17 protein-coding genes and 1 pseudogene are annotated in these 19150 nt (G+C 36.8%); 11 read left to right on the plus strand and 7 right to left on the minus strand.

What is annotated here, in order from left to right:
* Positions 1 to 240: 240 nt before the first annotated feature.
* Genes IGJ04_RS10220 through IGJ04_RS10230 form a run of 3 tightly spaced genes read left to right on the plus strand, consistent with a single transcriptional unit; the run spans position 241 to position 2411 of the window.
* A complete protein-coding gene (locus IGJ04_RS10220) occupies positions 241 to 975 on the plus strand; it encodes an acyl-ACP thioesterase domain-containing protein (protein ID WP_002355227.1) in 735 nt (244 codons plus the stop codon).
* Positions 976 to 1024: 49 nt separating this feature from the next.
* Positions 1025 to 1858, plus strand: coding sequence for a DUF72 domain-containing protein (locus IGJ04_RS10225; protein ID WP_270278353.1), 834 nt, complete (start codon positions 1025 to 1027; stop codon positions 1856 to 1858).
* A 16-nt stretch (positions 1859 to 1874) separates the two neighbouring features.
* Positions 1875 to 2411, plus strand: a complete 537-nt coding sequence (locus IGJ04_RS10230; RefSeq protein ID WP_002358362.1) for a haloacid dehalogenase — start codon at positions 1875 to 1877, stop codon at positions 2409 to 2411.
* 22 nt (positions 2412 to 2433) lie between these two features.
* On the opposite strand, the gene IGJ04_RS10235 is transcribed toward IGJ04_RS10230, so the two are convergent.
* Positions 2434 to 3786, minus strand: coding sequence for an aspartate kinase (locus IGJ04_RS10235; RefSeq protein ID WP_002385384.1), 1353 nt, complete (start codon positions 3784 to 3786; stop codon positions 2434 to 2436).
* 186 nt (positions 3787 to 3972) lie between these two features.
* Between IGJ04_RS10235 and IGJ04_RS10240 the strand changes: the two genes are divergently transcribed.
* The 3 genes from IGJ04_RS10240 (at position 3973) to IGJ04_RS10250 (ending at position 7852) form a co-directional block, all read left to right on the plus strand.
* Complete coding sequence (locus tag IGJ04_RS10240) at positions 3973 to 4659, plus strand: HAD family hydrolase (protein WP_002355232.1); 687 nt, start codon at positions 3973 to 3975, stop codon at positions 4657 to 4659.
* Between the two features lie 185 nt (positions 4660 to 4844).
* Positions 4845 to 6581 (plus strand): septation ring formation regulator EzrA, encoded by a 1737-nt coding sequence (ezrA, locus tag IGJ04_RS10245; protein ID WP_438840180.1) that lies wholly within the window; start codon positions 4845 to 4847, stop codon positions 6579 to 6581.
* Between the two features lie 125 nt (positions 6582 to 6706).
* On the plus strand, positions 6707 to 7852 hold the full coding sequence (locus tag IGJ04_RS10250) for a cysteine desulfurase family protein (RefSeq protein WP_016618110.1): 1146 nt from the start codon (positions 6707 to 6709) through the stop codon (positions 7850 to 7852).
* A 52-nt stretch (positions 7853 to 7904) separates the two neighbouring features.
* On the opposite strand, the gene IGJ04_RS10255 is transcribed toward IGJ04_RS10250, so the two are convergent.
* Positions 7905 to 8597, minus strand: coding sequence for a response regulator transcription factor (locus IGJ04_RS10255; RefSeq protein WP_002355236.1), 693 nt, complete (start codon positions 8595 to 8597; stop codon positions 7905 to 7907).
* Positions 8594 to 9937 (minus strand): sensor histidine kinase, encoded by a 1344-nt coding sequence (locus tag IGJ04_RS10260; RefSeq protein WP_161975030.1) that lies wholly within the window; start codon positions 9935 to 9937, stop codon positions 8594 to 8596. The genes IGJ04_RS10255 and IGJ04_RS10260 overlap by 4 nt, the downstream gene beginning before the upstream one ends.
* A gap of 324 nt (positions 9938 to 10261) precedes the next feature.
* On the opposite strand from IGJ04_RS10260, the gene IGJ04_RS10265 reads away from it, so the two are divergent.
* The 5 genes from IGJ04_RS10265 (at position 10262) to IGJ04_RS10285 (ending at position 15895) form a co-directional block, all read left to right on the plus strand.
* Positions 10262 to 11239, plus strand: coding sequence for a DUF4822 domain-containing protein (locus tag IGJ04_RS10265; RefSeq protein ID WP_002373189.1), 978 nt, complete (start codon positions 10262 to 10264; stop codon positions 11237 to 11239).
* A 184-nt stretch (positions 11240 to 11423) separates the two neighbouring features.
* Entirely contained in the window at positions 11424 to 12389 is a 966-nt protein-coding gene (locus IGJ04_RS10270; protein ID WP_010824367.1) for a DUF4822 domain-containing protein, read from the plus strand.
* Positions 12390 to 12608: 219 nt separating this feature from the next.
* Entirely contained in the window at positions 12609 to 13655 is a 1047-nt protein-coding gene (locus tag IGJ04_RS10275) for a DUF4822 domain-containing protein (RefSeq protein ID WP_016618113.1), read from the plus strand.
* Positions 13656 to 13828: 173 nt separating this feature from the next.
* Positions 13829 to 14632 carry an ankyrin repeat domain-containing protein gene (locus tag IGJ04_RS10280; protein ID WP_002373191.1) on the plus strand — a complete coding sequence of 268 codons (804 nt, stop codon included), beginning with the start codon at positions 13829 to 13831 and terminating at the stop codon, positions 14630 to 14632.
* A 51-nt stretch (positions 14633 to 14683) separates the two neighbouring features.
* Complete coding sequence (locus IGJ04_RS10285; protein WP_438840181.1) at positions 14684 to 15895, plus strand: amidohydrolase family protein; 1212 nt, start codon at positions 14684 to 14686, stop codon at positions 15893 to 15895.
* 109 nt (positions 15896 to 16004) lie between these two features.
* On the opposite strand, the gene IGJ04_RS10290 is transcribed toward IGJ04_RS10285, so the two are convergent.
* The 4 genes and pseudogenes from IGJ04_RS10290 to IGJ04_RS10305 all read right to left on the minus strand — a co-directional run bounded on the left by IGJ04_RS10290 (position 16005) and on the right by IGJ04_RS10305 (position 19141).
* On the minus strand, positions 16005 to 16424 hold the full coding sequence (locus tag IGJ04_RS10290) for a type II toxin-antitoxin system death-on-curing family toxin (RefSeq protein ID WP_002355245.1): 420 nt from the start codon (positions 16422 to 16424) through the stop codon (positions 16005 to 16007).
* Complete coding sequence (locus IGJ04_RS10295; RefSeq protein WP_002358371.1) at positions 16421 to 16660, minus strand: AbrB/MazE/SpoVT family DNA-binding domain-containing protein; 240 nt, start codon at positions 16658 to 16660, stop codon at positions 16421 to 16423. Before IGJ04_RS10295 ends, IGJ04_RS10290 begins: the two co-directional genes overlap by 4 nt.
* Before the next feature lie 100 nt (positions 16661 to 16760).
* A complete protein-coding gene (locus IGJ04_RS10300; protein ID WP_002397026.1) occupies positions 16761 to 17573 on the minus strand; it encodes an alpha/beta hydrolase in 813 nt (270 codons plus the stop codon).
* A pseudogene (locus tag IGJ04_RS10305) lies at positions 17548 to 19141 on the minus strand (PucR family transcriptional regulator). The gene IGJ04_RS10300 and the pseudogene IGJ04_RS10305 overlap by 26 nt, the downstream one beginning before the upstream one ends.
* Positions 19142 to 19150: the final 9 nt, after the last annotated feature.

The following is a 19150-nucleotide window of genomic DNA, read 5'->3' on the forward strand; positions in this document are numbered from 1 at the left end:
CTTACAGATAGGAATATAACATAATAATCTTTCGGATACAAATAATAAGAAATGTTATTTTTAAAAATAAAACAATATTTTTTAAGTAATATTAAGAATGTTTTTAAATAATATAAATAATAGTGTTTTTCAAAGTTTTGTTAATTTTTCATTCGGAATCGCAATTGAAGAAATCACGTGGTATACTTTTAAGAAGAAACAATGACACGAAAGTAGCCATTGGAAAAAGGAGATTATTTCGTGGGAAAAAAACATACATCCTCTTATGAAGTTGCCTACTATGACGGCGATTTTACTGGTGCAATGAAGATACCGGCTTTGTTAGCGGTTGTCATTAAAGTATCAGAAGAACAAACAGAATTACTAGGAAGAGATGCGGCTTATGTCGCTCAATTTGGTCTAGGCTGGGTCATCACCAATTATGAAATAGAGATTCACCGCTTACCAAAAGTTGGTGAAAAAGTAGCAATTACAACGCAAGCTATGAGTTATAACAAATATTTTTGTTATCGTAACTTTTGGGTTCATGATGAAGAAGGCAATGAATGTGTCTTTGTGAAATCAACCTTTGTCTTAATGGATCAAAAAAATCGGAAAATCAGTAGTGTATTACCAGAAATTATTGCACCTTTTGATTCTGAAAAAATCACTAAAATTTATCGCCATGAAAAAATTGAAAAGGTCACAGAGGGGAACTTTTTACCTTATCGTGTGCGTTTTTTTGATATTGATGGCAATCAACATGTTAATAATGCGATTTATTTTAATTGGTTATTGGATGTGTTAGGGTATGACTTTTTAACAACGCATCAACCGAAAAAAATTCTTGTGAAATTTGATAAAGAAGTAGAATATGGCCAAGAAGTCGAAAGTCATTACGAAATTGTCGAACAAGAAAATCAGTTGAAAACACGCCATGAGATTCGGATTGATGGTCAAACCTATTGTGAAGCCAATATCGATTGGACAAATTAAGTTAAGATGACGATTTAGAAAATAAAAAGGTACGCAGAGGAGGAAGGACATGATTCGCTTAGGATTAACATCTTTTAGTGAACACGACTATTTAACTGGAAAAAAACGGTCCACGCTTTATGAATATGCCAGTCATTTACCGCTAGTTGAAATGGACACGGCGTATTACGGGATTCCTCCCAAAGAACGAGTAGCTGAATGGGTCAAAGCAGTTCCCGAAAACTTTCGCTTTGTCATGAAAGTTTATAGTGGAATCAGTTGTCAAGGTGAGTGGCAAACCTATTATGCAAGTGAAGAAGAAATGATCACCGCTTTTTTAGAAAGTATGGCCCCATTAATTGAAAGTAAAAAATTATTTGCCTTTCTGGTACAATTTTCAGGAACATTTGGTTGTACGAAAGAAAATGTCGCTTACTTGCAAAAAATTCGTCACTGGTTTAAAGACCTACCCATCGCCATTGAATTACGAAATAATTCATGGTATCAACCAAACTTTGTAAAACAAATGTTGCAATTTATGAAAGAAAATCAATTTTCACTTGTGATTGTAGATGAACCGCAGATTCCTACGAATCCAGTGCCCTTTTATCCGTATGTAACGAATCCTAATCTCGTGCTCTTCCGGTTTCACGGACGTAATGCGGCTGGCTGGTTAGCCAATGATGCAGAGTGGCGTAAAAAAAGAACCCTCTATCATTATAATACGCAGGAAATCGTTGATTTAAGCGAAGCTGTTTTAAAAATGTCGCAAGAAGCTAAAGAAGTGGGCGTGATTTTTAATAATAATTCTGGCGGCGATGCCGCAGAAAACGCTCTACAGATGCAAAAAGTCTTGAATTTGAGTTACGATGATTTGAATCCAAAACAATTAGATTTATTTTGAGAAAGAAGGTAGCTGAATGTCTGAAAAGCAATCCCCTTATGAAATGGCTTGTGCCTTCCACGAGGTTTTTAATCCACAACAACCAGAGCAACCAACTGCTTTTTCGCCAGAGCTAGCCAGTCGACGAGCAGAGTTTAAAGTCGAAGAACTTGTGGAATTTTTATATAGTGCTGCTAATAATGACCAAGTGCTTTTTCAACAATTGGTCGACGGATTAAAAAAATCTGTCGATAAAGCAGAGCAGAAAGTCTTGGCGAAAGGCAAACCAGTATCTGATCCTTTAGTGGAGGAAGTGGATGCACTAGTCGATTTATTGTATTTTACTTATGGTTCGTTTTGCTTAATGGGCGTCAATCCAACAAAAATTATTGAAATCGTTCATCAAGCCAATATGGGGAAATTATTTCCAGATGGGCAGCCACATTATGATCCGGAAACAAATAAAGTATTAAAACCTGAAAATTGGGAACAAGATTTTGCGCCAGAAGCTAAAATTAAAGCGGAAATTCAACGCCAATTGAAAATTACTGAGACCAATGAAAAAGACGAATGAGAAAACTCATTCGTCTTTTTTATTAATCATGGAAGAACGTCCGATATAAGGCTTTGATGGCTTTTTCCTCTTGTTCTTTTTTGATACCAAACATAATGCTTACTTCCGAAGATCCTTGGTTAATCATTTCTAAGTTGATTTTTTCTTTGGCTAACGCCATTGTACTTTCAGCAGTAACCCCAATTCGTTGGCGCATGCCTTCGCCAACAATCATAATCATGGAAAGGTGATGCGTGATGCGTAACTCATCAGGCGCTAAAACTTCTTGGAGTTGGGCCATCAGTCGATTTTCAATTTCAGTTGTTAACTGGTCTTCTCTTAAAACAATCGTGATGTCATCAATTCCTGAGGGCATATGCTCATAGCTTAAGGCTAATTTTTCTAGTACTTCTAAAAGCCGTCGCCCAAAACCTAACTCTCTATTCATTAAATACTTACTAATGTAAATACTTGCGAACCCTTGATCACTAGCAATTCCTACAACAGGGGCATGCTTCACTTTGCGAGAAGTGGTAATTAGGGTGCCAGGATGATGTGGGTTGTTAGTATTTTTGATAACGACTGGAATATTTGCGCGATAGGCAGGCATTAAGGCTTCGTCGTGGAGGACGGCAAATCCTGCATAAGCTAACTCCCGCATTTCTCTGTAGGTCAATTCTTGAATCGTTTGAGGCTGTTCAATAATTCCAGGATGGGCGACATAAATTCCGTCCACATCGGTAAAGTTTTCATACAAATCTGCTTGAACACCTGCGGCAACAATGGACCCTGTGATATCGGAACCGCCACGAGAAAAAGTACAAATTTCGCCGGCTTCTGTATAACCAAAGAAACCTGGAATAACCAAGATTTGTTGAGTCTCACGATAGGCACTAATTTTCTCTAAAGCTTTTGGTAAAATGCGGGCATTGCCTGGCTCAGGTGTCACTAGGAGACCTAATTCTTTTGGACTAATGTAGCGAGCATCTAAGCCATTCTGATTGAAAAAACTGGCAACAACTTTTGCATTATTGTCCTCGCCGCTAGCTAAAAAATAGTCAAATAAAAAAGCATTGTTTTCTTTTGGTAAAGTGGCTAATTGGCGAATCGAAATAGCAATATCAGCTAAAACTGCTTTATCCAAGTGTAATTCATCGAAAAGATCTTCATAACGACGAATGATGGCAGAGATTGTCGATTCAATTTCCTCATTATTTAAGTAGCGCTGATAGTATTGAATCAATAAATCAGTCACTTTAATATCTTGCGGGGTTCGCTTTCCAGGAGCGGATACAACGACAAACGTTCGGCGCGGCTCTTCCTTGACGATTTGTAAGACTTTCTGTAACTGTGGTGCTGATGCTAGCGAGCTACCGCCGAATTTAACTACGTTCACGTTTATCACTCCTGTTTTTAATTATTTTCTCATTTGTAGATTAGTAAAAGGATACCGAAAAACATTTAGAAAAGCAACCACTTATTTTCAGAAAGTTAGGAAATCATGAAAATATTTGTTCTTCATTTTTCCTTAAAATTTTGTTAAACTGTAAAGATATGAGTCGTAACGAAGGAGTTAAATAGTATGACAGAATCCAAAACTGCCATTATTTTTGATATGGACGGTGTCCTAGTAGATAGCGAAGCTTATTATTATGAGCGACGTAAAGCATTTTTAGCGGAATTTGATTTGACCATTGAGGGCCTAACCTTGCCAGAATTAGTCGGTGCGGATATGCGTTCATTATGGCAAAAGATTGAACAAGTCAACAAAAAAGAGCTAGATATTGCTTTTTTAAATGAACAATACATAGCCTATAAAAAAGCGCATCCGATAGATTATTTAGCTGTGCTTGATGAAAATGCGAAACGTGTTTTACAATTTTTAAAAAGACAAGGCTATAAAATCGGATTAGCTTCTTCTTCCACAAAAGACGCAATTGAAGAAGTTTTGACAGTGGGGCAATTAAGTAGTTATTTTGATGCGGTCGTGAGTGGGGAAGATTTCGAAGAAAGTAAACCGGCGCCGGATATTTATCTGCACACGTTACAAGAATTAGCTGTTGCGCCACAGGAATGTATAGCCATTGAAGATTCAGAAAAAGGCATTGCCTCTGCCAAAGAAGCTGGGCTAGAAGTTTGGGCTATGCGCGATGAACACTTTGGGATGGATCAAAGTCAAGCGGATGCCTTCTTAACACAACTAAGTGATATTTGTAAAAAAATTAGTGAAAATCGGATCGATGAAAGCAGTGAATCAACCCCTTCGTAAGAAGATCGCGGGTTTTCTTAAAAAAGTTTGTTATAACTAGTGAATGAATATACAGTTTGTGCTATAATTTTCTATAGGTATTTCTGCAAGAATGCCCTTTTTCAAGGGTCAGGAACAATAGATAACCGTGTGAAGAGAACAAACAACCTTTCTTTTATTATAGAAAAATTATCGGAGGAGCCAAAATGAAGAATAATTGGATTATCATTTTAGTACTAGTAATCGTTATTATTGCTGCGGTGCTATACTTAATTGGTTATTTTATGCGCAAAAAAAATCAAGAACAATTAGATGAATTAGAAGTTCGTAAAGAAGCCCTGTTTGACTTGCCAGTCTTTGAAGAAATCGATGACATTAAAAAAATGCATCTAGTTGGACAGAGTCAAAATAGTTTCCGTGAATGGAATCAACGCTGGGTAGAACTATCGACGCGTTCTTTCGCCGAACTAGAGAGTCAAATTTATGAAGTCGAAAATCAAAATGAAATTTTCCGTTTCATGAAAGCGAAGAAAGCAGTCGTGGAAGCGAATGAAACGATGACCGAAATGGAAGCCGAAGTGGAAGTCATTCGTAATGGCTTGAAAGAATTACGTGAAAGTGAAGAGCGCAATTCATTGGAAGTTCAAAAAGCTTTGGATGTCTATGAAGAATTAAGTAAATCACTAAAAGATGATAAAGCTAGCTTTGGTCCAGCTTACTCCGAAATCCAAAAACAATTAAGAAACGTCGAAATTGAATTCACACAATTTGTCACACTAAATACATCGGGGGACCCAATCGAGGCTCGAGAAGTCCTAGAAGATGCAGAACGTCATACGTATGAATTGGAAGACTTAATGAAACGGATTCCACCAATGTATGAAGAATTAAATGAAACTTTCCCAGATCAATTAAAAGAAATCGAAGAAGGCTACAACCAATTATTAGCTGACGATTATGTGTTCCCTGAACAAAACTTTGCTGAAGAAATTCAACATGCGAAAAAACGTGTCGAGAATTCAATGGCTGATTTAGAGAAAACAGAGATTGCCGCAGTAGAGGTTGCGAACCGTGACACAGCAACGGCGATTGATGCATTATATGAAGTGATGGAACGTGAGATTGAAGCGAAGAAATATGTCGTGACCAATCAAAAAATTATTGACGATTATATTTCTCATTCCTTAAAAAATAACCGTCAATTAATGATTGAATTGGACCATGTATCACAAAGCTACACCTTAAATAACAACGAGCTAGGACGTAGTCGTGGTTTTCAAACGGAAATTGAAGAAATTATCCGCCGTCAAAAAGACTTGGAACCTCGAATGAAAGAACATACCGTTCCTTACTCTGAAATTCAAGCGTTCTATAAAGAATGCTATAAGATTTTAGATGATATTGAAAATCAACAATTAGAAATCTATGCTTCATTGAAAGAACTAAGAAAAGGCGAAAAAGTCGCCCAAGAAAAAGTTGACGAATACGAATTCCGTTTACGGAGTATCAAACGGTATGTTGAAAAGCAACGATTGCCAGGTTTGTCTGCTGATTACTTAGAATTTTTCTATGTGGCAACGGATCGAATTGAAGATTTAAGCCGAGCCTTAAATAAAATGCGCATTAACATGGATGAAATCAATCGTTTGTGTGACTTATGCGAAGATGATTTAGAGTTATTAGATAAGAAAACAAAAGATTTAGTCAATGCAGCAGCTCTGACAGAACAAATGATGCAATATGCAAACCGCTATCGTCATACTCACGAGAACATCCGAGCGGCTTTAGATAAAAGCATGTATTTATTCTCGACAGAATTCCGTTATCAAGATGCATTAGATGAAATTGGAACGGCATTGGAAGCTGTTGAGCCAGGGGCGTTCAAACGAATCGAAGATTTTTATTTTAAAAATATCAATAACCCTAATTTAACAGCAATTTAATTAAACAATCACTAAACAGAGGTTTGTCGACAGACAAGCCTCTGTTTTTATGGCGTGGGGGTGACTTGAAGTGATACTTTAGAAAGTATATAATGGGAAAGAATTTTAAAAAAGAAGGGTGACAAATGATTTATTTTGATAATAGTGCAACTACACCGATTTACCCCCAGGCTTTAGATACATATGTAAAAACCAGTCAGCGGATTATTGGCAATCCGTCTAGTCTGCATGACTTAGGCAACCAAGCCAATCGGCTCTTACAACAAGCACGGAAGCAGATTGCGGAGCTAATCAATGTTTCAGCAAATGAAATCTATTTTACAAGTGGCGGAACTGAAGGAGATAACTGGGTTTTAAAAGGAACGGCAATCGAAAAACGAGAATTTGGTAATCATATTATTATTTCTGCAGTGGAACATCCAGCAGTTACAGAAACAGCGGAACAATTAGTCGAACTAGGTTTTGAACTTTCTTATGCGCCAGTGGATAAAGAAGGTCGTGTGAAAGTCGAGGAATTACAGAAATTAATTAGAAAAGAAACGATTTTGGTTTCTGTTATGGCAGTGAACAATGAAGTGGGAACGATTCAACCAATTAAAGAAATCAGCGAGGTTTTAGCGGAGTTTCCTAAAATTCATTTTCATGTAGACGCGGTTCAAGCAATTGGGAAAGTTAATTACTCAGAGTGGTTAACGGATCGGGTGGATTTTGCAACGTTTTCTGCACATAAATTTCATGGACCACGAGGCATTGGTTTTATGTATTGGAAACAAGGAAAACGTTTAGCGCCGCTTTTAACAGGAGGCGGGCAAGAAAACAACCAACGCAGTGGGACAGAAAACGTACCAGCAATTGTGGCAATGGCCAAAGCGTTACGCTTGCATTTAGAGAACGAACAACAACGACCGCAACATGTGGCGACATTACGGAGTTATTTATTAAAGGCGCTAGAAGAATTTCAAAATGTGACTGTTTTTTCACAAGATAATGAACATTTTGCGCCACACATTTTATGTTTTGCTTTGAAAGGGATTCGTGGCGAAGTGCTGGTCCATACATTGGAAGAAAAACAGATTTATATTTCGACTACGAGTGCTTGTTCTAGCCGGAAAAAAATGGCTAGTAGCACCTTGTATGCCATGCATGTGCCAGGGGAATTAGCGACTTCCGCTGTGCGCATTAGTTTAGATGAAAGCAATACAATGGCAGAAATTGAACAATTTATGATTGTTTTCAACCAACTTTATCAAAAATTTTCTCGTGTAAATTAATAAAAAAATAAGTCGGAGCCTAGAAATAGGCTCCGACTTATTTTTGCTCTCTTTATCGATTGAAGCGGTAGCCACTTCCCCAGAGTGTTTCAATTGGAGAGTCAGAAAGATTGGCTTTTTTTAATTTTTCCCGAATCCGTTTAATGTGAACAACGACAGTCGAAACCTCAGTATCTAAGGCATCAAACCCCCAGACACTTTCAAAAAGTTCTTCTTTATTCCACACACGGTTAGGATGTTCCATCAAGAAAACCAACAATTTGTATTCTTTGCTTGTAAAAATAACTTCATTTTCTAAAACAAACACTTTGTGGGCGGCAGTGTCGACAGCGATTTCATTGATTTTTAGTAATTGTGGCGGTTGCTCTGCCTTGCTTAACAATTGATAGCGGTTCATATGAGCTTTTGCTCGAGCGACCAATTCATTGGGACTAAACGGTTTAATTATATAATCATCCGCACCTAAGCCAAGACCACGAATTTTATCAATATCTTCTTTTTTAGCCGAAACAATCATGATCGGCGTTTGCTTTTTTTTCCGAATTGCACGACAGATTTCAAAACCATCCATAGTTGGCAGCATCACATCTAAAATAATTAAATCAAAGGGCTCATTTAAAGCTGCTTCCAATCCTTTTTTTCCATCATGTTCAATTGTGACAGTCATATCGTTAATTTCTAAATAATCTTTTTGCAAATCAGCAATGCTTGGATCATCTTCAATAATTAATACATGTGGTTTCATTTTTCATCCTCCAACAACGGCAGCGTAATTATCACGTTGGTGCCGTCTCCTTTTTTACTTGTGACAGTGATTGTTCCCTGATGATAGTCAATAATTTGTTTGACAATACTTAATCCCAAGCCGCTTCCTTTAACTGTTGGGGTTCGAGATTTGTCTACACGATAGAAGCGTTCGAATAAATAAGGTAATTCTTTTTTATCGATACCAATGCCGTTATCTGTAATGGTTAAAACTAAGTCTGTTTGATTATGCGTTAAAGAAATCGTAAAGGCTAGTTGTTCTTTAGTGGGATCCGCAAATTTAATGCTATTTTGAATTAGATTGGTAATCACGCGATTCATCTGCGTGGGATCCATTTGAACGTATAAAGCTTCGGTGGGAAGTACAGAAGTGATCACGAGTTCTTGTTCCAAACGGTATTCTTCAAGAATATGTGCAATAAAACGAGTGAAATTGGTCTTTTCCATTGTAAAGACAGCACGGTCTAGGTCTAATTTAGAATACAAAAATAATTCTTCAATTAAATCATTGAGGCCTAAACTTTTTTCATGAATGACCGTTAAATAGCGCTGTTTTTTTTCTTCAGTATTGGCAACGCCATCCATCAAACCTTCAACGTAACCAATGATAGAAGTAATTGGTGTTTTTAAGTCATGAGAAATATTGGCAATTAATTCTTTCCGATTATCTTCATATTTTTCGCGTTCCGCATTGGCTTCTTCTAAATCTTGCCACATTTGTTCAAAACTAAGTTGGAGCTGTTTGACTTCTGTTGAGACGGTTTGGTGGCTAGTTGGTGTAAATGGATTTTCTTTTTGGGCATCCTTACCCAATGTTTTAGTCGCTTTTTCTAATGCTTCTAATGGCTCGATAGTGGTTTTGGTTAAGCGCTTATTAATGAGCCAAGCTGCTGCAATTGCTACAAGGACAATTAACAAAATCATCCAGATAATCCAGCGTGTGAAGAATTCAAAAAGGCTACTTTCGCGTTTCAAGACAATAAAGCTCCCATTAGAACCATCTAAATAATGAAAATCGGATTTGACATAATGATACAGACGCCCTGCATTATCCAGTGTGCCAGTTGGCATAATATTATTCATTTCGTAGTTTGGAATATGTACAGACAAAGATTTTTCTACTAAATTATCCGAATAATAAGGAAACCGTGCATTCTTTCGAATAATCACACTTAATCCTTTTGCCTCAATTGTTTGAATCGTTTCCTTTAATTCTTTACTTAAAGGCGTATCTAGTAATTTCGGTGACTTTTTTAACAATTGATCTAAGGCCAAATAACTTTCTTCTTCGTTAGCGGTCAATGGTCGTTGCTTATTCATCATTCGGTAAGCTTGGGGCAAACTGGGGACAGTTCCTAATGTGATGTAAGAAGCTAAGGATAAAACAGCTAAAACAGAGGCTAAAGTAATAATGATGGCACTAATATAAGAAATAAAAAAGCGGCGTTTAATGGTCAAAAGCGTCCCTCCTAGTGGTTTTAATCTATTTCTTACTTATAGTGTATTACAAGTAAACAAAAAAAAGCTAGTATTGTTATTAACTTTTTTTCATTTGTTTATAATTTGTTCATTTTTCGGCAAGTAGGAGTTTATAAGGCTTTGCTATTCTAGGTATATCAAAAAGAAAAAAGGGGATTACCAACTATGAAAAAGAAAAAAGTTTTTAGTACGATTACCTTATTAACCTTTAGTACGTTGTTGATCGCAGGCTGTGCTGGCGGAGCCAACTCTGCAACAGATAAATCAAGTGCAGCTAGCTCAAGCACTGCAGTCTCTAGTTCAGCAGAAGCAGCTAAAGAGCAATCAAAAGGACAAGAATTAACAGAAATTTTATCCAGTACTGATTGGCAAGGCACAAAAGTTTACGACAAAAATAATAATGATTTAACAGCAGAAAATGCTAATTTTATTGGTTTAGCAAAATATGATGGTGAAACAGGTTTTTATGAATTTTTCGACAAAGAAACAGGTGAAACCCGTGGCGATGAAGGCACATTCTTTGTGACAGATGATGGCGAAAAGCGTATCTTAATTTCGGATACACAAAACTATCAAGCAGTGGTTGATTTAACGGAAGTAACGAAAGATAAATTTACCTATAAGCGAATGGGGAAAGATAAAGATGGGAAAGATGTAGAAGTCTTTGTAGAGCATGTCCCTTATTCTGATAAAAAGTTAACCTTTACGAACGGTCGTAAAGATTTAGAAACAGAAACTGGCAAAATTGTTACCAATGAACCTGGGGATGACATTTTAGGGGCCACATTATGGAATGGCACGAAAGTTTTAGATGAAGACGGTAACGATGTTACTGAAGCAAATAAAATGTTTATTAGTTTAGCGAAATTTGATAATAAAACAAGTAAATATGAATTCTTTGATTTAGAAACGGGTAAAACACGTGGAGATTTTGGTTACTTCCAAGTAATTGATAATAACAAAATCCGTGCTCACGTTTCAATTGGTGACAATAAATATGGAGCTGCATTAGAATTAACAGAATTAAATGATAAACGTTTTACGTATACACGAATGGGTAAAGACAATAACGGCAAAGAAATTAAAGTTTTTGTGGAACATGAACCGTATGAAGGCGACTTTACGCCAGACTTCACGTTCTAATTAGTCAATCACGAGTGGATGAAGCGGTCAAAAGGAAGTAAAGGATTCTTTTGACCGCTTCATTTTTAACAAAAAAATAGTTTATAGTTGTTTTTAATCGTTTATAAATTGTTCATTTTTCTGACAGTGGTAGTTTAGAATCGTTTGTTAAGATTGGTTTATCAAAGAAAAGGAGCGATGCTTTATGAAAAAGAAAGTATTAAGTTCGATTACTTTAGTAACATTAAGTACGTTACTTATAGCAGGTTATGCAAGTCCAGCATTTGCAGGTCATGCAACCAATCCAAATAGTGCTACAGCAAATTTAGGCAAACATCAAAACAATGGCCAAACAAGAGGTGACAAGGCGACTAAGATTTTATCTGGCACGGACTGGCAAGGAACCCGTGTTTATGATGCTGCTGGTAATGATTTAACGGCAGAAAATGCTAATTTTATTGGGTTAGCAAAATATGATGGTGAAACCGGGTTTTACGAGTTTTTCGACAAAAACACTGGGGAAACCCGTGGTGACGAAGGAACATTTTTTGTGACAGGTGATGGCACAAAACGAATTTTAATTTCGCGGACACAAAATTATCAAGCCGTAGTGGATTTAACCGAAGTGAGTAAAGACAAATTTACTTACAAGCGTTTAGGGAAAGATAAACTGGGGAATGATGTTGAAGTTTACGTGGAACACATCCCTTATCATGGGAAAAAATTAGCTTTTACAAATGGACGTGAAGCATTAACCAATCAAACTGGCAAAATTGTGACAAATAAATCAGGGGATAAAATTTTAGGAACAACCTTGTGGAATGGCACAAAAGTCGTAGATAAAAACGGTAATGATGTGACAGCGGCCAATCAAAATTTCATTAGTTTAGCGAAATTTGATCCAAACACAAGTAAATATGAATTTTTCAATTTACAAACAGGTGAAACCCGCGGCGATTTTGGGTACTTCCAAGTGGTGGACAATAACAAGATTCGGGCCCATGTATCTATTGGTACGAATCGTTACGGTGCGGCGCTAGAATTAACGGAACTAAACAATGATCGATTTACGTATACTCGAATGGGTAAAGATAACGCTGGTAATGATATTCAAGTGTTCGTGGAACATGAACCTTACCAAGGCACATATCATCCAGCCTTTACTTTCTAAAAGTCTCTTGTCTTCTCTCTCATTTAACAAAAGAACGTCCCCCAACGTTCTTTTGTTTTCTCTTCTTCTATAAATAAATTGTTATTAGTTACAATTAAATATTATTATTAAGATAATTATAATAATTATTATTTAATAATTTGTTCATATTATGGACAGGTGGAGTTAATAACTACTTGCTATCCTTAAATTATCAAGAGGGAAAGGGAGTAGTAGCTTATGAAGAAAAAAATCGTTGGTACAATTACATTGTTGGCTTTAAGTGCGTTATTAGTTGGTGGAGCAGGAGGGGCTTTGACGGCAGAAGCATACGTTCCTCAAAGCGTAGACAATCCCAATAATTTAGGGAATTTACCTGAGTATTTACGCTCGGTTGGTATTCGGCAAGATGAAATGTTATCGGAAAAAGATTGGGCAGGTCAACGTGTCTATGATAAAAATGGGACCGATTTAACCGCTGAAAATCAGGATTTATTACATGCAATTAAGTTTGATGCAACCACTAGTTTTTATGAGTTTTTTGACAAAGAAACTGGGAAATCCACAGGTGATGAAGGGACCTTCTTTATGACCGCTGGCTTATCTGATAAGAGCTACTTAGTAATTATTTCTGAAACAAAGAATTATCAAGGTGTTTACCGGTCAAGAATGTTGTACCAAGATACTTTTACGTATACACAAACAGGGAAAGACAAAGCAGGAAATGATGTGGAAGTTTTTGTAGAAAATAAAGCAACCTCTGGTCCTGTCTATGGATATCCGCAACCTTTCCCAAATAATCGTCCGAGAACACTGGAATTTACGAATGGCCGACGTGCGATGACAGAGCAAACAGGGGCAATCGATATTAATCGACCTGGTGATGAGATTCTTGGAAAAACATCTTGGTTGTATGGTACGCCTGAGCGTTTATGGAATGGCACGAAAGTAGTGGATAAAGATGGCAATGATGTAACATCGGCTAATCAAAACTTCATTAGCTTAGCGAAATTTGACCAAGACAGCAGCAAATATGAATTTTTCAATTTACAAACGGGTGAAACCCGTGGCGACTATGGCTACTTTAAAGTAGGAAATCAAAATAAATTCCGTGCCCATGTGTCCATTGGAACCAATCGCTATGGCGCTGTCTTAGAATTAACAGAATTGAATGATAATCGTTTTACGTACACACGAATGGGTAAAGATAACGAAGGAAACGATATCCAAGTCTATGTGGAACATGAACCATACCAAGGAACTTTTGATCCTGAATTTACCTTTTAAGAACAAAACATACGAATGGAAACCAAAAAAAGTTTCGACTTCTTTTGGTTTCTCTCTTTTTAAAATAGAAAAACAGAGAAAGCGTTTTAATCGACAAATAAAAAAAGATTCGTTAGATTAGAACCACTGGAGACAAATCTCATATTTCTCTCGAGGAAAGGAAGTTGAGCACAATGAACAAAAAAATTTTAATGGGGCTATTAAGTGTCGTGACCATTCCATTACTTGCTGCGTGTCAAGGAGGAGAAACACCTTCTGCAGCATCAAAAAATAGTCAAACGGTGACTACTCAAAGTAGTGCAAAAACTGAAAGCACCAGTACAACCCGTTCGGTAGCTCAAACAACATCAAAAGAGGAAGTGAAAGAACCGATGAAGACCTATGAAGTGGGTGCGCTGTTAGAAGCAGCCAATCAACGAGATACGAAGAAGGTCAAGGAAATTTTACAAGATACTACTTATCAAGTGGATGAAGTCGACACAGAAGGCAACACACCGCTCAATATCGCTGTGCACAATAATGACATTGAGATTGCAAAAGCGTTGATTGATCGGGGTGCCGATATTAATCTGCAAAATAGCATTAGTGATAGTCCCTATCTTTATGCGGGAGCGCAAGGACGTACGGAGATTTTAGCATATATGTTAAAAAATGCGACACCAGATTTAAATAAGCATAACCGTTACGGTGGCAATGCGTTAATTCCGGCAGCTGAAAAAGGACATATTGACAATGTGAAGCTCTTGTTAGAAGATGGACGAGAAGACATAGATTTCCAAAATGACTTTGGCTATACCGCGTTGATTGAGGCAGTGGGGTTACGTGAAGGGAACCAACTATACCAAGATATTGTAAAATTGTTAATGGAAAATGGTGCGGATCAATCCATTAAAGACAATTCTGGTCGAACAGCAATGGACTATGCCAATCAAAAAGGTTATACGGAAATTAGTAAAATTTTAGCACAGTACAACTAAGTATTGTGTCCTTTCGGGAAGGAATAAATACAGGTAGGAGTGAAGGAAAGCATGAATTATTGGTTAAAAAATGTTCGAATTGAAACAGGGTATCAAAAAGAAGGTGACTGGTTATCTGGGACAGTAACCAAAGAAGTGGCAATTGAAATAACAGATGGAGTATTTACGAAAATCATCCCCAATGAAGAATTGGTAGAAGAACCTGGGTTGACAATTATTGATGGTCACCATCAATTGATTTTACCAGGTTTGATTGAAAAACATTGTCACTTTGATAAAAGTAAACTAGGTGTTCCGTGGTATCCGGTGACGCCAGCGAAGTCAATTGTGGAACGTGTCGAAGCAGAAATCCCTTATTTAGATAATTTAGAACTTTCTTTAACAGAACGCGCCAACCATTTAATTGACTTAGAATTACCACATGGCGCGACAGCCTTCAGAACACATGTCGACGTGGAACCGATGACAGACTTACGTTATTTTGATGAAGTCCAAGCATTGGCCCAAACGAAACCATTTGCGGTAGAAATTGTCGTCTTTCCACAGCACGGCTTACTACGTTCAGATTCCGTTGAATTAGTTGATCAAGCATTGGCAAAAGGTGCCGATTTTATTGGTGGCGTGGATCCTTATTCACTAGATGGTGATTACAAAAAATCATTGGCTGAAACATTCCGCTTAGCAGATAAACATGGTGTCGGTGTGGATATTCATTTACATGACCGTCACGAAGCTGGGACAACAACGATTAAAGAAATTATCCGTTTAACGAAAGAATATGGCCTACAAGATAAAGTGTTTATCAGTCATGCCTTCGGGTTAAATGATTTCATTGGTGAAGAACGTGCCGAAGTTTATGATGCTTTAGCAGCAGAAAAAATTCATATTAATTCCAGCGTGCCAATCACACCTAATACGATTCCGCCAATTATGGAATTGTTACGTCATGGAATCAATGTTCATCTTGGTTGTGACAATATCTACGATTGCTGGTCTCCCTATGGTGATGGTTCATTACAAGAAAAATTGGCTCGTTTAGGTGAACTTTTTAATGTAAAAGATCAAGATGCTTTAACCCAATTATTAGGCTTAGTGACAGATGGTGTCACAACTTTAGACGAACAAGGGCAAGCAAATTGGCCGCAAATTGGTGCTGAAGCAACATACTTACTCACTGAAGCAGAATGTGCGGCGGCTTTTGTCGCTCGTCAGACACCGGTGGAAATCAGTGTGGTAAAAGGAACCACACTTTATCAAAAATAACAAAAAGAAGCGAGATTTCTCGCTTCTTTTTTTATTATTAAATTTATTTGGATTAGACGCTTAATTTTACAATTGAAAACGACATCCATCTTATATTTAATTGATGAAATTAGTGAGAAGAAGTATGATTTAATTTAGCTCTGATTACTTTTGATACATCGTTTTTCAACTGATCAAAATCTGATCTATAAGTAGCAATAAAAACCAATAAATCAACGCCTTCTTGCGTATCTAATTGGAAATCATAACCGTTTAATTGTAAAAATAAGTCGGTTGCCATTACAGCTGTCCGTTTATTTGCATTGTAAAAACAATGCTTTGTTGCAATGTTAATCATTAAAATAGCTGCTTTTTCTTCAATTGTTGGGTACAGGTCAACGTCAAAGACGAATTGTGCTGGTTGGTTGCTAGCCATTTCTAATGCATTACGATCTTTGATGCCAATTTGTTCTGCGGGAGAATACGTTTGGATCAAGAAAGTATTCATTTGAAATAGATCATCCGCTGATAAATAATAAATACTTTTCATTTAGTAACCAATTCTTTGTACAGCTCATTATGTTTTTGTTTTGAGTTCTCCATCATTTGTTGTAATTTTTTTTGATGTTCTGACATATTTTTTTTAACAATAATATCTTTTAATTTTTCTTCGTCTACATAAACGGTGTCTGTCGCAGTCGCACCAATGCTTTCTAGAAACTCTTTTGACAATGTCATAACAACAGAATTCCCAACTTTTCTAAGTTTTCTTTCTTTGATTTCCACTAGTAACCCACCTTTCGTATATATTGTATATACAGTATATCATGGATCATAAAAAAGTTTCTATCACAAGTCTAATACTTTAATAAAATTTCTTGATTGCTTATCGTTCCTTCAGCCAGCTATCCAATTGCTCAAATAAAGTGATGACCGAAGGATCTTTGGTTTGTTTTAAAAAATCATGTTCTAAATAGTAAACCGCTTTAAAGGTACTCTCAGGAATGGTCCGTCCGATTTTTTTGCTATAGCGGAACGGCACTTCTTCGTCTGAACTGCTAGCTGTACTGAAACAAGGTGGAAAAGTTTTTAATGTTTCGTCTGACAGTGCGTAAGCAGACCAGTCCCCATTTTCTGGTAATCCGTAAAAGTGCGGCAATAGCGCTTGCTGAATACTGTAATGATACAGCAGATAGCGAGAAAGAAAAGGATCATCCCAAACAGGCTTCGTTTGGTCGATAGCAGCTATTTCTTTAGCGGAAATGGCTTGCTTTAATAATTTCCGTGGCTCTTTAATAAATTCTAAATCTGTATAGCCGTAAAAATTGACTAAAAATTGTGGCATCAAATTTAGTGTTTGTAATTGTTTGGTTAACTGTAACATTAAATAACCGCCAGCGGAACGCCCGCACAAACCAAAGGGCTGGTTTTGAATAATCTCTTCGTTTAACAATTGGAAGGTTTCTGTTAGCGTCCCTAAGATGTGATCGATTTTTGTATTTGGAGCCAACAAATAGTCCAGCGCTAAAACGGTATAGCCATTGCTTGTAAACAGCTCCTTCAGTTCTTCTGGTAAATCACTTTTGGTTCCATAAATCATCCCGCCACCGTGTAAATAGACGACATAGTTCGTTGGTTCAGTCGTAGTGGGGTAGATAGTAACTGTTGCGCCATTAGCGAGTGTTTGATTGTTTTTCAAGTGCACGTCTCCTCATCTTTATAATGTATGTGGCAATTTCATAATTTAACAATTGCAAGGGATTGGCTAAGTCAATATCAAGAAGTTGTTCCACTTTGTTTAAACGATAACGAATCGTTTTTGAATGAAGGAACATCGCTTCAGAGGTCTGTTTATAGTTGCGATTATTTTGGAAAAAACTGTACAAGGTTTCAAACAAATCGTAGTTATTTTCGGCTAATTGATAAAGTGCGCGAGGAATTAATTCGTCTAAATTTTCCAATTGGTCTTCGCGGATAAAATTTTTAAATACCCCAATATCGGCTAAGGTGACAATTGGTCCGTTATAAAAAGTTTCATTAAAGCGCAGAATGTCCAGACATTCAATCAGTAGCTCTTTAATCCCTTCTCGTGATTTTAAACTGCTGACGGCAACGGTAAGCGTGTCGTTTTCTTCTAAAAGTTCAGCTAATAAACGACTTAATTGCAGCTTTGTAATTTTTCCATCACTTTCATTGAAGTTAAAAAGGACCGCCGAATAATTTAGCTGATCAAAGAAGATGGATTTCACACGCAGGGTACGAAGTAAGACAATAATTCGTTCTTTCATGAGTTGTGTATTGGTGTCTTTGGTAGAAAAAGCAATCGCTTGGTAAGAATCTAGTTCTTGCATTTGCACTTCACGAAGCAAACTGTTTAGCTCGTCAGGATTTTGCGGTGTATTTTGTAAAATAGCATCCGCTAAGTTGTTCAAACGAGTATACCGTTCTTTTTTTAACAAATTTTCGGTATTGAATTTTTCTTGTAAGACATCAATCGCATTTTCGATAATCACTAAATCCGTTTCTTTAACCTTTTCATCTTGTAAATAAACCAGAAGTAAACAATTAGTGGAATAACTGTTGAAAATAGAAACTTCTAGTGCCAACTGTTTTTTGGGGTTGGCATGAGAATAAAGTGTTAAAAGAGAGTAATCATTTTTAGTGAACTCACTGTTTTTTAGTTTTTCTCTTGAGAGCACAATCGCATCATGGGGTAAGTCGCCATCGCTAATTTCCAGATGTTTATCCAACATTTTTAAAGCGAAGGGTAATTTAATGATGTCATAAAATTCTTGCATAATCGTCTCAACCGTTGGGTAGTGGCGCTCTAATTTGGTGAAACGTTGGCGTACATCGTAATACGTACGTAAGACATGCGACTGATAATTCAACAAAGGCTCGTAAATCGTAAACAGAATTTTTTCATAGCTAATGTCTTGTGTGATTTTAATTAAAGGAATTTCATAATTGAAACATAATTCGATAAACCATTCTGGAATCATTTTAATGAATCGATCTGTTTTCAAAATTAAGCCGCTGATGCCAATTCGGCGCATCTTTACGAAAAAAATTTTCCAACTCTTTTTCGGGTAGATCATGCAATGCGTAGAAAGAAGTCAAAATTAACTGATTCTTTCTACTCCAGTTCTCAATGTCAATCGCTTCTAAGACCATTGCCGAGTCAACTTCATTGTCTAAACCAATCTCTTTCGTCAAAATTTTACCTTTTTTTAAGTCACCTATCGATAATAACTCTCTTAATTTCATCGTTTTCTC

It is taken from the genome of Enterococcus sp. AZ050 (assembly GCF_051715085.1).
Taxonomy (GTDB): domain Bacteria; phylum Bacillota; class Bacilli; order Lactobacillales; family Enterococcaceae; genus Enterococcus; species Enterococcus faecalis.